General features: G+C 42.8%; 13 protein-coding genes. 1 reads left to right on the forward strand and 12 read right to left on the reverse strand.

What is annotated here, in order from left to right:
- Nucleotides 1-12: 12 nt before the first annotated feature.
- Genes ACIGG7_RS07270 through hemA form a run of 4 tightly spaced genes read right to left on the reverse strand, consistent with a single transcriptional unit; the run spans nt 13 to nt 3,946 of the window.
- The gene (locus ACIGG7_RS07270) at nt 13-795 is read right to left on the reverse strand and encodes a uroporphyrinogen-III synthase (protein WP_397549280.1); all 783 of its coding nucleotides are present in this window, start codon (nt 793-795) and stop codon (nt 13-15) included.
- Complete coding sequence (gene hemC, locus ACIGG7_RS07275; protein WP_224939964.1) at nt 795-1,727, reverse strand: hydroxymethylbilane synthase; 933 nt, start codon at nt 1,725-1,727, stop codon at nt 795-797. The genes ACIGG7_RS07270 and hemC overlap by 1 nt, the downstream gene beginning before the upstream one ends.
- 17 nt (nt 1,728-1,744) lie before the next feature.
- The gene (ccsA, locus tag ACIGG7_RS07280) at nt 1,745-2,578 is read right to left on the reverse strand and encodes a cytochrome c biogenesis protein CcsA (protein ID WP_224939963.1); all 834 of its coding nucleotides are present in this window, start codon (nt 2,576-2,578) and stop codon (nt 1,745-1,747) included.
- 15 nt (nt 2,579-2,593) lie between these two features.
- Complete coding sequence (gene hemA / locus ACIGG7_RS07285) at nt 2,594-3,946, reverse strand: glutamyl-tRNA reductase (protein ID WP_397549281.1); 1,353 nt, start codon at nt 3,944-3,946, stop codon at nt 2,594-2,596.
- Nucleotides 3,947-4,345: 399 nt separating this feature from the next.
- On the opposite strand from hemA, the gene ACIGG7_RS07290 reads away from it, so the two are divergent.
- Complete coding sequence (locus ACIGG7_RS07290) at nt 4,346-4,831, forward strand: LiaI-LiaF-like domain-containing protein (RefSeq protein WP_224939961.1); 486 nt, start codon at nt 4,346-4,348, stop codon at nt 4,829-4,831.
- 49 nt (nt 4,832-4,880) lie between these two features.
- On the opposite strand, the gene ACIGG7_RS07295 is transcribed toward ACIGG7_RS07290, so the two are convergent.
- From ACIGG7_RS07295 to clpX, 8 genes are all read right to left on the reverse strand, one after another.
- A complete protein-coding gene (locus tag ACIGG7_RS07295; RefSeq protein ID WP_318246397.1) occupies nt 4,881-5,615 on the reverse strand; it encodes an amino acid ABC transporter ATP-binding protein in 735 nt (244 codons plus the stop codon).
- Between the two features lie 22 nt (nt 5,616-5,637).
- Entirely contained in the window at nt 5,638-6,285 is a 648-nt protein-coding gene (locus ACIGG7_RS07300) for an amino acid ABC transporter permease (protein WP_219166796.1), read from the reverse strand.
- Between the two features lie 84 nt (nt 6,286-6,369).
- The gene (locus ACIGG7_RS07305) at nt 6,370-7,152 is read right to left on the reverse strand and encodes a transporter substrate-binding domain-containing protein (protein ID WP_224939960.1); all 783 of its coding nucleotides are present in this window, start codon (nt 7,150-7,152) and stop codon (nt 6,370-6,372) included.
- A gap of 460 nt (nt 7,153-7,612) precedes the next feature.
- Nucleotides 7,613-8,197 (reverse strand): ribosome biogenesis GTP-binding protein YihA/YsxC, encoded by a 585-nt coding sequence (yihA, locus tag ACIGG7_RS07310; RefSeq protein ID WP_224939959.1) that lies wholly within the window; start codon nt 8,195-8,197, stop codon nt 7,613-7,615.
- Nucleotides 8,194-10,518 carry an endopeptidase La gene (gene lon, locus ACIGG7_RS07315; RefSeq protein ID WP_397549282.1) on the reverse strand — a complete coding sequence of 775 codons (2,325 nt, stop codon included), beginning with the start codon at nt 10,516-10,518 and terminating at the stop codon, nt 8,194-8,196. Before lon ends, yihA begins: the two co-directional genes overlap by 4 nt.
- Before the next feature lie 173 nt (nt 10,519-10,691).
- Nucleotides 10,692-12,350, reverse strand: coding sequence for an ATP-dependent protease LonB (gene lonB / locus ACIGG7_RS07320; RefSeq protein ID WP_224939957.1), 1,659 nt, complete (start codon nt 12,348-12,350; stop codon nt 10,692-10,694).
- Nucleotides 12,351-12,648: 298 nt separating this feature from the next.
- On the reverse strand, nt 12,649-13,365 hold the full coding sequence (locus ACIGG7_RS07325) for a Dph6-related ATP pyrophosphatase (RefSeq protein WP_397549283.1): 717 nt from the start codon (nt 13,363-13,365) through the stop codon (nt 12,649-12,651).
- 82 nt (nt 13,366-13,447) lie between these two features.
- Entirely contained in the window at nt 13,448-14,719 is a 1,272-nt protein-coding gene (gene clpX / locus ACIGG7_RS07330) for an ATP-dependent protease ATP-binding subunit ClpX (protein WP_113969530.1), read from the reverse strand.
- Nucleotides 14,720-14,927 lie beyond the last annotated feature (208 nt).

Below are 14,927 nucleotides of genomic sequence, written 5' to 3' on the forward strand. Positions count from 1 at the left end.
TAAGTTATATGTCTAGCGGGAAGAGATGAAGGACTTCATCTCTTTCACCATTTCAGTTACAGTATAAACGCTTGGACAGATTTTTACATTCAATCCGTATTGTTCAGCTGTATTTTTTGTAATTGGACCAATACATGCAATGGGTATGTCCTGGATGTGTTCATGGAGTGAATATTGACGGATGACCTTCATAAAATGATGCACCGTAGATGAACTCGTGAACGTGATAATATCCACTTGTTCTGTTTCAATGATTTCTTTCAACTGCTTCATGCTTTCTTTCGGAAGGATTGTTTCATAAACAATCCACTCCTGACACACGATACCAGATGCATGTAATTCAGTTGCAACCACATTCCTTGCAAGATTCCCTTTTGGGATCAAAACGGGCCCAGAAGGCTTCACTTTCGCTATGAATTCTTCGACAAATTCGTCTCCAGTGAACGTCTGTGGTACGAATGAAACCGGCATTCCGTACTTATGGCAATACTGCTCTGTTTTGCTCCCGACTGCAGCGAACTTCCCGGTGTAGGATGTTAAAGGGATCCCTTGTCTTTCCAATGCCTCCAGAAAGAACTTCACGCCGTTTTTGCTGGTGAAAATAATCCAATCATATGTATGTATCCTGGTTTGGAGTTCATTCTCCCACGGGTCTATATGGGACTGAAAGTGAAGGAGGGGAACCAAAATGGGCACCCCTCCCTCGCTTTCGATGAGGGAACCCGTATCACTGGACCCCTCATTTCCACGAGTAATCAAAACCTTTACATGTTCTAAAGGCCCCTTACCCTTCATTATTGATCTAGCTCCTCTTTCACCTGATCAATCAAGGCTTTCGCACCTTGCTTTGTTAAGCTTTCAGCTACTTTTTCTCCAACTTCTTTTGGATTCTTACCAGTCATGTACTCTTTGTAAATCGTTTTTCCATCAGGAGAAGCGACAAGCCCGGTTAAGGCAACGTCTCCATTGTCCTTCAACTCGGCAAAACCGGCAATCGGAACCTGACAACCGCCTTCCATTTTATGAAGGAACGCTCTTTCTGCCGTAACCGTAATCGTCGTTTCTTCACAGGCGAATTTCCCAAGAAGCTCAAGAACTTCAGAATCGTCTGCTCTGCACTCGATCGACAGGGCTCCCTGACCTACTGCAGGTAAACAAAGGTCTGGATCCAGGAATTCTGTGACAACATCCGACGTCCATCCCATGCGTGATAGCCCTGCTGCTGCCAGTATGATCGCATCATAATCTTCATTTTGAAGCTTAGAAAGACGCGTATCGATGTTACCGCGAATCCATTTGATTTCTAGATCAGGACGGACAGAAAGGATTTGGGCCCCTCTTCTGAGACTGCTCGTTCCGACAATCGCTCCACTCGGAAGGTCTTTAAGGGCCACATGGTTCTTACTGATAAATGCATCACGATGATCCTCACGCACCGGTATGCTTCCGATGGTCAGTCCTTCTGGTAAAACAGCCGGCATGTCCTTCATGCTGTGAACGGCCATGTCGATTTCTTTATCCAGCATCGCCTGCTCAATTTCCTTTACGAATAACCCTTTACCGCCCACTTTGGACAAGGTAACATCAAGGATCTGGTCCCCTTTCGTGACAATTTCCTTCACTTCGAAATCGAAAGAAGGGTCCAGTGCCTTCAATTGATCGATTACCCAATTGGTCTGGGTAAGGGCTAATTTACTTCGTCTTGATCCAACAATAATTTTTCTCATAATGACCTCCTGAAAACTTATGAATACCAGAAATGAAATGAAGACAACCGGCTACCTAAGAAAAAGTTGATTAATATAATCAAAAAGGCTGCAACATTCAAATACGCTAATGATTTACCAAATACATTCTTTTTGATGCGAAGGTATAAGTAACTGCTATATAAAATTAATAGAATGAATGATCCCACTATTTTCGGGTCATACCACAGAAATTCCGGCAGTTTGATATAAGCCCATTGAAGCCCCAGTATCAGGCTCAACAACAGCATCGCTACACCGATGGAATTAGAGATATAAGATATCTTTTCAAGCTTGGACAAATCACTGATCCTCCATAACCTCTGCCCCCATTTTTTCTCCTTTAATAATTTAAACTGCAGGAGATAAAGAAGGGAAAACACAAAGGATAAACTGAAGGCACCATACGACAGGATCGCCATCGTAATGTGAATCAATAATAATTCAGACACCAATTGTTCTGCCATTGCCTGGGACTCTACCTGTACCGGGGCGAATGTATGGATCGCCATAATGATGAAACCGAGTACATTTGTGAAAAACACGGTGAAGTCCACACTCAACAGTCGATTGATAACAAGGGACAGGGTAATGAGAACCCATGCGTAAAAATAAAGTCCCTCAAAGATGGTGAGAACAGGGAACCTGCCGGTATTCTTCATGTATAGAAATAAAAAGATTGTTTGAAGGACCCAAACAATCGCAAGTAACCAGAAGGCAAATAGATTCGCCTTCCGGTTTTTGTTTAAGAAATCTATAAAATAAAAGAGAATACTAATAGCATACAGAACAATCATAAGTTCGTGCAGCCTAGTCATCGTTTGTTCAAACATCGACAATAACCTCACTTATGCTTGAAAAGAGGGTTGTGGTGTAAAGCCATGATTGCTCTCAGTCTTTTCGTTGGCTGCTTTCAGTTGTTTCTGCTCTAGCACTTGTTGTTCAATGTTAAAAATGTTGATGAATAAGTCCAATTTATCATCAGCATCCGGAAGCCCGGCAAATTCCTTCGCCTGCAGGATCGGATCCTTTAATAACTGATTGATAATACTCTTCGTGTGCTTATTCAACACTTTACGTTCACGGTCTGTCAAATCAGGCATTTTCCGTTCAATGCTTTCCATTGTGTCCGCCTGAATGGACAGTGCTTTTTGTCTTAAGGCAGAAATGACAGGAACCACGCCCAGCATATTCAGCCATTCTTTAAATGCAACTATTTCAGCTTCAATCAAGAGTTCGATCTGCTCAGCCGCTTTTTTCCGTTCAGCCAAATTTGCCTGGACGATTCCTTCCAAATCATCGATATCATAAAGGAATACACTTTCAAGCTGACCAATGGCTGGATCTAAGTCCCTTGGCACGGCAATGTCCACCATGAAAAGGGGACGACCCTTTCTCATGCTTTCGACATGGGCCATCATTTCTTTCGTGATGACAAAATCCTTTGCACCTGTTGAGCTGATCATGATATCGGCTTCCACCAGGGCACATTGAAGCTCCTGCATCGTCTTCGCATTTCCACTGAAACGCTCTGCAAGGGTTTGTGCCTTTTCATATGTGCGGTTGATCACCGTCACCTTGGTGGCTCCGCTGCCATGAAGGTTCTGGATGGCAAGTTCCCCCATTTTACCAGCTCCAAGGATAAGGACGTGCTTTTTATCCAGGCTTCCAAAGACTTTCTTGGCCAATTCAACTGCTGCATAGCTGACAGATACCGCATTTGAGCCGATCTCTGTTTCAGAGTGGCCTTTCTTCGCAACCGTCACTGCTTGTTTGAACAGGTGGTTGAAGACTGTACCAGTCGCCCCTGATTCCTGAGCATTCAGGAAACTCGAGCGGATTTGTCCAAGGATCTGGGTTTCCCCGAGAACCATGGAGTTCAATCCACATGCAACTTTAAAAAGGTGTTCGACTGCCCCTTCCTGTTCATAAATGAACAAATAAGGTGTGAACTCCTCTTTATCTATATCAAACCATTGAGATAAAAAATCTTTAATATAATAACGACCTGTATGAAGCTGATCAACTACCGCATAAACTTCCGTCCGATTACATGTAGAAACAATCACATTTTCAAGAATGCTTTTCTTTTCCTTTAATGCTTTCATTGCTAAAGGAAGATCAGTTTCATTGAAAGATAAACGTTCGCGAATCTCTACAGGGGCCGTTTTGTAATTTATACCAACGACTATTGTATACATGCTATGCACTACACCCCCAAGTAAAATCATTACTTTTATTATAACATGTCCGAATAAGAGCCTGACCCCGAAATGTGAACAGAAAATGAAACCTAAATATGATACATTAAAAGGGTAGAAACTACTGCTTCTTACGGGACTTGCTAAACATTCATTTCATCATTACATTTAAGAGGAAGAAAGAAAAACGCTTGTAAGCATTTTCATTTCTCAAGAAATCTCTTATATTTCGACATTCCCTACTAATGTAGGGTACCAAAACAAGCCTAAAGAATCAAGTAATGGAAAGGTTTCTCACTATTTATCGTCATATAGGGATCCGTTTAGTATAGTATGTGTCTTTTTCCCTTAAAAAATAGGATTCAATCCTTATTTTCACTATTGTTCAGGAGGAAGAGTATGAAACAACAACGAATTTTCCCGGGGATCATATTAATTGGCTTTGGGGCTTATTTTTATCTACAGCAAGCAAATATAGTATTGTTTCAGGAATTTTTCACATGGCCCACTCTGCTGATCATTGTCGGACTTGCCTTTCTTGGTCAGGGGTATGGAGCAAGGGATTATGAAGCCATCCTTCCAGGTACAATTCTTGTAGGATTCGGCTTACACTTTCATGTTGTCAATAAGCTAGATATCTGGCCGGATCATATGGGGACATTCATTCTTATCATCGCACTGGGATTCCTGCTGAGATACCAGAAAACTCGGGCAGGCTTATTTCAAGGGGTGCTCTTTTTGACGCTCTCTATCATTCTCCTTTTCTATGATAAAGTAGTGCGCTGGTTAGGCTTTATCGAGGGAAGTGTAGGGACGGCCTGGGAATTCTGGCCGATCGTCATCATCGCTATCGGTGTCTATCTATTGTTTGTAAGGAAAAAGTAACCCATACGAAAAAAAGCCCGGAACGTCATCCGGGCTTTTCTCGTGTCTATTAGAGTACCGAGTCTAAAAACTCTTTCGTCCGCTGCTCTTTTGGTGAATGGAACAGCTCCTGCGGAGGCCCTACTTCTACGATGCGGCCATCATGCATATAGACGACCCAATCGGCTACTTCACGGGCAAAGCCCATTTCGTGGGTCACGACGACCATCGTCATCCCTTCTAAGGCAAGCTCCTTCATGGTTGCGAGGACCTCACCCACCAATTCAGGATCCAGGGCCGAAGTAGGCTCATCAAACAGCATGATATCCGGCTTCATGGCAAGAGCCCTTGCGATGGCCACACGCTGCTTCTGTCCACCTGACAGCTTAGAAGGGTACACTCCCTCTTTATCCCCAAGGCCGACTTTCTTCAACAGTTTTTGCGCATCTTTCTTTGCATCCGCTTTTGACATCCCTTTTACATAAACCGGTGCCTCCATCACATTTTCCAAAACGGTTTTGTGAGGGAAGAGGTAAAAATGCTGGAATACCATTCCTACCTTTTGACGGATTTTGTTCAGATCATGGGTATCCTGATTGACTTCATCACCTTCGATGACAACCCTCCCATTATCTTTCAGTTCAAGGAAGTTAAGACAGCGGAGCAATGTACTCTTTCCTGATCCACTGGCTCCGATGAGGCAAACAACGTCACTTTCTCTTACACTGATATCAATATCCTTCAATACATGCAAATCACCAAAGGATTTATTTAATTTCTCTACTTTAATCATTTCCTGACTCATTCTCATCCCTCCCGCATCATTCTTAATCACTGATAGACATACGTTTTTCGATAATATTGACGATCGTCGAGAATAGTAATACAAGAACCAGGTAGTAGATCGCTACAACAAGCAGGTATGTCATATAATCAAAGTTATTCGATCCGAGTGTCGTCGCCACGCTGAACAATTCGAACATTCCGATGAAGGAAGCAAGGGACGAATCCTTCAAAGCAATGATGAACTGGTTTCCAAGGGGCGGCAGGGCTCGCCTGAATGCCTGAGGCAGGATGATCCTTCTCATGGAAAGCCCCAAAGACATCCCAAGGGAACGGCCCGCTTCCATCTGTCCCTTATCAATGGATTGAATGGCACCGCGGAAAATCTCTGCAATGTAAGCCCCATTATGGAAAGCAAGCCCCATGACGACAGACCAGAAGCCTGATATATTCAATGAAGTCAAACCGAAATAGAATATGAAGATCTGAACGATCAATGGCGTACCCCTTACAACGAAAATGTATAAATCCGCTAGAAGAGACAAAGGTTTGATCCCTGATATCTTTAGGAAAGCGAAGAACAAACCGATCACAATCGCAATCAGGATCGAAACAAAAGTCAACTGGAATGTTAACAACATCCCTTTAAGAAAAACATCATATGTACCGGCAAAGGTTTCTAAAAAGTGCATGAGCTTCCCTCCGTTCGTTTTAGTTCCCCGTTAAGACAAAAAGCGAATGCGCATAGAAGCACATTCGCTCTGTGTCATGCTGCTTTACTCTTTCTCGGGATCTGATGTAATGTCTGTATTGAAATATTTTTCACTGATTTTCTTTAATGTACCGTCTTCTCTTAATGATTCAAGAGCTTTATTGACTTCTTTAAGCAGTGCTTCATTGTCTTTACTTACAGCGATTGCCTGTTCACTGCGGCCGATCAGTTCACGAGCTTCAATGTCGAGTCCAGAAGCAATCGCTTCTTTCCCTGTGATAAAATCTGTGATGACGGCATCATGCTTCCCTTTATTTAACGCCTCAAGGGCTACAACATCACTATCATACGCCTGGATCTTATCCGTTACTTCCTTTGCTGTGTCCGCATAGGTAGAACCTTTTGAAACGGCAATTTCCATATCCTTCAAATCGTCCAGCGTTTCTACATCGCTGTCTTTACGAACAAAAATCTGTGGTCCAGAATAGTAGTAAGGAGTTGAGAAGTCCACTTCTTTCAAACGATCTTCCGTGATCGTATGACTGGCTACCGCGGCGTCGAATCGTCCGGATTTCACACCTTCTACAATTCCTGCGAATTTAAATTTCTTCTGTTCGGGTTCAAGACCCATTTCTTTGGCAACAGCTTCTGCCACTTCAATATCGAAACCAGACATGGTTCCATCATTATTCGTTACACTAAATGGCTTAAATTCACCTGAAGCTGCATAAACGAATTTGCCTTCCTCCACTAACTTCGCACCACTTTCTGTTGTGGCTTTGTCTCCGCAAGCGGATAGAAGAAGTGCAGCAAGTACTAGCAAGACTAGGCTTTTCCAATTCTTCACTGTCTAGAGTCCCCCTTATGTAGCTTGTAATATTTTTAATCTTTCATAATTTTATCAACAAAAGAGAAAATTCTCAAAATTCAAATAGAGCTTCTGCAGCTTATAATTTTCCATTTTAGTGGATGAAACGAATTCAGCTTTGATATTGATAGATATGCGTCCCTATCCTTTCATTTCCTTTCATATGCTTGGACGATATAGGTCCATGAACCTTATACGGACTTCGGTATTCCTTCTTTCAGACTACATTCCTGTTTTCAGTTGCTGTCATTATTTAGTAATATTAAAAACTTTTTCTTTGTTGAGTGTTGTTACATTTATTATTAACGCTCTGTGAACGAGAGTGTGGTGGAGGGTGAGTGGAAGCAGAAATCACCCACTATCCGCCCCATTGAAGCAATATTGTTTGCAACGAAAAGAACCGTTCTCCACTCATGCGGAGAACGGTTCTTTTTAATACTTATTTATAGAAAGACTTGATCGCGTCCCAGGCTTTGTCTTTCCCAAGGCCCGTTTCGGAAGAGAACATAATAAGGTCATCTTCACTGTCCATATTCAATGTTTCTCTTGTGACTTTCAGGTGTTTCTGCCATTTGCCTTTCGGAATCTTATCGGCTTTAGTGGCAATGACGATACAAGGCAGCTCGTGATGCTTGAGGAAATCATACATCATGACATCATCATTCGTTGGAGGGTGGCGCAGATCTACGATCATGATGACCGCCCTTAGCTGTTCACGGGAAGTGATATACGTTTCAATCATCTTCCCCCATGCTTCACGTTCTGTTTTTGACACTTTGGCAAATCCGTAACCAGGAACATCGACATAATAGAGAGTCTCCTCTATTTTATAAAAATTCAGCGTCTGGGTTTTACCCGGCTTGGAAGAAATCCTTGCCATGCTCTTGCGACCGATCATTTTATTGATGAACGAAGATTTCCCTACGTTCGAGCGTCCAGCCAAGGCAAACTCTGGAAGATAATCGCCAGGATATTGTTCTGGCCTGACTGCACTGATGACTAACTCAACTTGATTTACTTTCACTTCTTTTCACCTACTAATGCTTTCTCTAAGACTTCATCGATGTGGGAGACAAGAATGAACGTTAATTCTCCCCTTACACTTTCAGGAATGTCCTCGATATCCTTTTCATTATCTTTCGGAAGGATGATCGTTTTAATTCCGGCACGATGAGCACTTAATGTTTTTTCTTTCACTCCTCCGATTGGAAGGACTCTTCCTCTCAGGGTCATCTCACCCGTCATCCCCACTTCACGGTTCACGTATTTCCCAGTCAACGCTGATACGAGAGCCGTTGTGATGGTAATACCGGCTGATGGTCCGTCTTTCGGGACTGCACCTTCCGGAACATGGATGTGAATATCATATTTCTCATGGAAAGACTCGTCAATGCCTAGCGCCTTCGCCTTCGAGCGTACGTAACTAAAGGCAGTCTGAGCCGATTCCTTCATGACATCCCCTAATTTTCCAGTCAGGACAAGCTTTCCTTTACCTGGTGCAAGGGAAACCTCGATCTGCAGGGTATCCCCACCGACTGTAGTATAGGCAAGACCTGTTGATACACCGACTTGATTTTCCACTTCTGCCTGCCCGTAACGGAATTTCTTCTTACCCAGGAACTCTTCAATATTGCTTGACGTAATCACTACGCGCTTCTTATCGCCTGAGACAATGATCTTCGCCGTCTTTCGGCATAGGGCTGCAAGCTGGCGCTCGAGGCTCCTCACACCGGCTTCCCTTGTATAGTAACGGACGATATCAACGATGGCCTCGTCTCTTACTTGAAGCTTCGATTTCGTCAGACCGTGATCTTTGATTTGTTTCTCCAATAAATGATGCTTGGCGATATTCAACTTTTCAAGTTCTGTATATCCGGCAATCGTAATGATTTCCATTCTGTCTCTCAATGGTCCCGGAATGGTCGATAAATCATTTGCCGTGGCAATGAACATGACCTTTGATAAGTCGTAAGTCTCCTCGATATAGTGATCGCTGAAGTTCGAATTCTGTTCTGGATCGAGTACCTCGAGCATAGCTGAGGAAGGGTCTCCCCTGAAGTCCGAGGACATTTTGTCGATTTCATCGAGTAGGAAAACAGGATTGATGGTTCCTGCTTTTTTCATGCCGCGAATAATTCTTCCAGGCATGGCACCTACATACGTACGCCTATGCCCCCTGATTTCCGACTCATCTCGAACGCCTCCGAGTGAAATGCGGACAAAATTCCGGCCCAGTGATTCAGCTACGGAACGGGCAAGACTTGTTTTCCCTACCCCTGGAGGTCCGGCAAGACACAGGATCGGTCCTTTTAGCGATTGAGTCAATTGCTGAACAGCCAGGTATTCAAGAACTCGTTCTTTTACCTTTTCAAGTCCGTAGTGGTCACGGTTCAAAATCTGTTCAGAGCGTTTGATGTCCAATTGATCTTCTGTTTCAGTGGACCACGGTAAGGATACAAGCCATTCGATATAGTTTCTGATCACGGAGCTTTCAGCTGAGCTTGAAGGCACTTTCTCATAACGGGCGAGCTCTTTTAATGCCGTATGTTCCACATCTTCCGGCATGTCGGCTTGCTCGATCTTCAACGTCAGATCTTCAATTTCTCCGGTCTTTCCTTCTTTATCGCCTAGCTCTTTTTGAATGGCTTTCATTTGCTCACGCAGATAGTATTCTTTTTGGGTTCTTTCCATTGAACGCTTTACACGCTGGCCGATTTTTTTCTCTAAGCTCAGCACTTCTTTTTCATTATTGATCGTTTCGATCACCATTTGAAGACGCTTCTTAATATCAAGTGTTTCCAGGACGTTCTGCTTTTCCTTCATTTTAAGGGGCAGGTGAGACGCTACGATGTCCGCGAGCCTCCCTGGTTCTTCGATATCAGAAACAGTCGAATAGGTTTCAGCTGAAACCTTTTTGGATAGCTTTATGTATTGTTCGAAATAGTTCAATAACGTTCTCATTAAGGCATCAGTTTCCGATTCCTTCTCTTGGGAATCATGAAATTCCTTCACCGATACTTCATAGAATTCTTTTTCCTCGGTGAATGAGGTGATCGACGCCCGGTTCAATCCCTCTACCAGTACCCTAATGGTACCATTAGGAAGTTTAAGCATCTGCTTAACCTTCGTGAGGGTTCCCATTTCATAGAAATCTTCCTGGGTAGGCTCATCTATGTTCATATCTCTTTGAGTCGTTAAGAAAATTAAATGATCATCCATCATAGCTTTTTCTAAAGCTTGAACGGAGCGCTCACGTCCAACATCTAAGTGCAAGACCATTGTTGGATACACAAGTAAGCCTCTTAATGGAAGGAGGGGAACCGTTAAATTATTTTGTTTTGTCACATATAACACCTCCGGATTATGCTCTTCTAGTCTTTGTACAATTCTAACTTATTTACTAGGTAGTGTCTATTAAATAGGTATTTACAACTTTATTCGGATGGACCAGCGCATATTCCTGTTACCACCCGATTCAAAAACAAACCGATTCGGATAGACCCGAATCGGTCAACAGTCTATACACTTTTCTTATTTTGTTCTGGAACAAGATCGGTTTGCGGTAAGTGGTCCTTCATCAGGGCCAGATCAAGCACTTCCTTTAGTTGTTTGACAGGAACCACTTCAATTCCTTCTATTTCACTTAACATGGCTTGTTGATTGTCGTAAGGGATGATGGCCATGGTCGCGCCTGCTAATTTTGCACCCTTCACCTTTGGGAATACCCCGCCGACAGGTTTAACGGATCCATGAATACTGATTTCACCTGTTACAGCAATGGTGTGTTTGATAGGGATTCGGTAAATGGCCGAATAGATGCCAAGTGCCATGGCGATCCCAGCGGAAGGTCCGTCAACCGGCACACCACCCGGGAAGTTCACATGAATATCATATTGATCGGCAGGAACACCCATGGAGCGAAGGACTGTTATGACATTTTCAATCGATCCTTTCGCCATACTCTTACGCCTGATTGATTTGCTTCGATCACCGATGCTTTCTTCTTCTACTATACCCGTTACATTAATGGTCCCTTTATCACTTGAAGGAATGACGTTCACTTCGATTTCAAGCAGTGATCCGGTGTTTGGTCCTGTAACGGCTAAACCATTGACCAGACCAATCGTTGCTTCTTCGTTGATTTTTTTCTGATAACGGGGGGACAGCTGGCTGGATTGTATGATCCACTCAAGCTCATGATCATAGATTTCTTTTCTATTTTCTGTAATGGCGACTCCAGCCGCGATTTGCACCATATTAACGGCTTCACGCCCATTTCGTGCATAAGACGCAAGGGTGTCGAGACCTTTTTCACTGATAGTCATCCCAACTTTATCCACGGCCCCTGCCGCAACTTTTTTCACTTCATCGTGCTCTAGCTCCCTGAAGAAAACTTCCATGCACCTTGAACGGATGGCAGGAGGGAGTTCACTTGGTGTACGTGTCGTTGCACCAATTAAACGGAAATCAGCGGGAAGGCCATTCTTGAAAATATCATGAATATGAGTCGGGATTTGGTGATTTTCTTCATTGTAATAGGCGCTCTCAAGGAACACTCTGCGATCTTCTAACACTTTTAAGAGCTTATTCAATTGAATAGGATGTAACTCTCCGATTTCGTCAATGAATAATACGCCACCATGAGCATTTGTCACGGCCCCTTGTTTTGGCTGTGGAATCCCGGCCTGTCCCATGGCTCCCGCTCCCTGATAAATAGGATCATGGACGGAACCAATCAACGGATCGGCAATTCCACGTTCATCGAATCTTGCGGTCGTGGCATCCAACTCAACAAAAACAGCAGAAGGTTTAAACGGGGATTTCATATTTTTCTTGGCTTCTTCTAGGACCAATCGGGCTGCTGCCGTTTTTCCGACACCAGGAGGTCCATAGATGATGACGTGCTGAGGATTGGGACTGCATAGTGCCGCTTTCAATGCTTTTATCCCATCTTCTTGACCGACAATATCTTCAAAGGTTGATGGTCTTACTTTTTCAGCTAAGGGTTCGGTTAATGAAATGGATCTCATCTTTCGGAGTTCTTCCATCTCTTTTTTTGATTCACGGTCAATGGAAACTTTTTGAGTTCGCTGGTTCTTTAACAGGTTCCAGAAATACAATCCAATGATAATTCCGAAGAATAATTGGATGAATAAAGCGATGCTAGTAAAGCTCATTCGTCTCCCTCCAAGTAGATACAAGTTGTTATCGGTTAGTATCTCCTTGACCTTGTGGGAATAAACAAAAAAGTTCGGTGAATGGATGGTTCAAGAAGGGGTAAAAAGAATGTATAGAACTTCAATTTCATACCTAGCGTGTGCTGGTTGATGTCCGCTTCAGGTGCTCGCTTTCCGCGGGGCGTGAGTTGAGCACCTTCCGTTCCAATCAACATCTTGATCTTCATCTTTTGTGTATTAAAAGTTATTATTTTAAATTTCTTTTTCCCTTACATTTTTATGTTAAATTCGACTATCTCTAAAGTTGGTTTATGCCCTCCATTTCGCTTTTTTTCTCTAATAATTGGCAATCCTCAATGTCCAGTGACCAGAGTCCGGAATTCAATACCACTCCAGATTTTTCAAGCTGAATTGTTTTAGAAAAGATTGGTCCGTCCAGGACAAATGTATGGTATTCTCCTGCTTCTCCCATGACACAACAGTCTTTTTTGTTGTGTATATCTTCAAAGAAATCCCGATCAAGCATCCTGCCAGCCCAAGATGGATCGAATACTTTGTCAGAAGCCCTGCATACGACTGCAGAAAAGCCTAGTGTTATGAATTCTTTTAGTAATAGACTGCTTTCATTCTCTGAAATCCATACAGGAAACGAGGATGTCAGTCCCGCTTTCATAGCTACTTCTTCGTTCCACTTTCTATCCTCTTCAGCATATAAGCTTCCAAAGACGATTTCGTCCACACCTCTATCCTGCTTTATATCATATAATGCTTGAATCAGTGCTTGTTCATAATCTTCTCCGGAATTCACCAGTACAAGAGGAATATTCAATGCTTCTGCTTGCTGCTTCAAGATGTCCAATCGCAGACCGTGTGCATGATTTCGTTCATATTTTTCAGAGACCATGGAGACAAGGCACTCTACTTCTTTTTCTTCTTTTAAGGTACGGTACAAAGCGAGACAACCATCTTTCCCCCCACTCCAGCTAATGGCCACCTTTGTTTTCTTCCGATCCAATTCTTCCATCTCCTATCTATTTCATCTTCATCCGTAAAAAAAGCCAAGAATGAAGGATCATTCTTGGCTTTACGTTAAGGTATTAAGCTGATGTCTTTTCCTCATTTGGATCGATCATCGTTCCATCCTCAAGCATGAGGTGAGGAGCTGCATCTTCAAGGATCGTTTCTTTCGTAATGATACATTTTTTAATATCATCACGGGAAGGAAGATCAAACATGACATCCAACATCATCGTTTCGATGATAGAACGTAATCCACGTGCTCCTGTTTTACGCTCGATGGCTTTTTTAGAGATTTCAAGCAGTGCATCTTCTGTGAATTCCAGTTCGACATCATCTAATTCAAGCATTTTTTGGTATTGTTTTACCAATGCATTTTTAGGTTTTGTCAGGATTTCAACCAGCGCTTCTTCATCTAGAGGCTCTAGGCTTGAAATGACTGGTAAACGACCGATGAATTCAGGAATCAAACCAAATTTCAACAGGTCTTCAGGTACAACTTTAGAAAGAAGGGATTTATCTTCTTTTACTTCAGCATTTTTAGGATCAGAACCGAAGCCGATGACCTTCTGACCTAAACGGCGTTTGATGATTTGCTCGATGCCGTCAAATGCCCCACCACAGATGAATAGTACATTGGACGTATCGATTTGAATGAACTCCTGATGAGGGTGTTTACGTCCGCCCTGTGGTGGAACGCTTGCTACCGTACCTTCAAGAATCTTCAATAGGGCTTGTTGCACCCCTTCACCTGAAACATCTCTTGTGATAGACGGATTTTCAGATTTTCTTGCCACTTTATCGATTTCATCGATGTAGATGATTCCTTTTTCAGCTTTTTCTACATCGTAGTCAGCTGCCTGGATCAATTTCAATAGGATATTTTCTACGTCTTCCCCAACATAACCGGCTTCAGTTAGTGAAGTGGCGTCAGCGATGGCGAAAGGAACGTTAAGAATACGAGCCAATGTTTGGGCAAGTAAGGTTTTACCGCTACCAGTCGGTCCAATCATGGCAATATTACTCTTTGACAGTTCGACGTCATCCACTTTGCTGCTGGAGTTGATACGCTTGTAGTGGTTGTAAACCGCTACAGCGAGTGATTTCTTCGCTTGGTCCTGACCGATGACATATTCGTCCAGGATTTCACGGATTTCACGTGGTTTTGGTACGTCTTTGAATTCTACTTCTTCTTCTGTACCAAGCTCTTCTTCTACGATTTCCGTGCAAAGCTCGATACACTCATCACAAATATACACACCTGGTCCAGCGACTAGTTTACGAACTTGGTCTTGTGTTTTTCCGCAAAAAGAACATTTTAATTGCCCTTTTTCATCATTAAATTTAAACAATGATTTTCACCCCTTCGTTAAAACTTCATAAAATCGTGCTTTGTTTCATCAAACGAACGATTCCTTGCATCCCTATTACCTAAAGTTATGTACTGCATTTTATCATATTATATGTTCGTAAAGAAATGGATACGATTCTTAAGAATCATCTTATTATGTAATACGCATTTTAGCAAATATTTTACATTGCTAATGTCTAGCTTGTCCA

It is taken from the genome of Rossellomorea sp. NPDC077527 (assembly GCF_044542955.1).
GTDB classification, from domain to species: Bacteria; Bacillota; Bacilli; order Bacillales; family Bacillaceae_B; genus Rossellomorea; species Rossellomorea aquimaris_E.

What these genes read in the sequence shown, in the direction of transcription:
- ACIGG7_RS07270 (WP_397549280.1), bottom strand. Translation starts at nt 795, where the DNA reads ATGAAGGGTAAGGGGCCTTTAGAACATGTAAAGGTTTTGATTACTCGT.
- hemC (WP_224939964.1), bottom strand. Translation starts at nt 1,727, where the DNA reads ATGAGAAAAATTATTGTTGGATCAAGACGAAGTAAATTAGCCCTTACC.
- ccsA (WP_224939963.1), bottom strand. Translation starts at nt 2,578, where the DNA reads ATGTTTGAACAAACGATGACTAGGCTGCACGAACTTATGATTGTTCTG.
- hemA (WP_397549281.1), bottom strand. Translation starts at nt 3,946, where the DNA reads ATGTATACAATAGTCGTTGGTATAAATTACAAAACGGCCCCTGTAGAG.
- ACIGG7_RS07290 (WP_224939961.1), top strand. Translation starts at nt 4,346, where the DNA reads ATGAAACAACAACGAATTTTCCCGGGGATCATATTAATTGGCTTTGGG.
- ACIGG7_RS07295 (WP_318246397.1), bottom strand. Translation starts at nt 5,615, where the DNA reads ATGAGTCAGGAAATGATTAAAGTAGAGAAATTAAATAAATCCTTTGGT.
- ACIGG7_RS07300 (WP_219166796.1), bottom strand. Translation starts at nt 6,285, where the DNA reads ATGCACTTTTTAGAAACCTTTGCCGGTACATATGATGTTTTTCTTAAA.
- lonB (WP_224939957.1), bottom strand. Translation starts at nt 12,350, where the DNA reads ATGAGCTTTACTAGCATCGCTTTATTCATCCAATTATTCTTCGGAATT.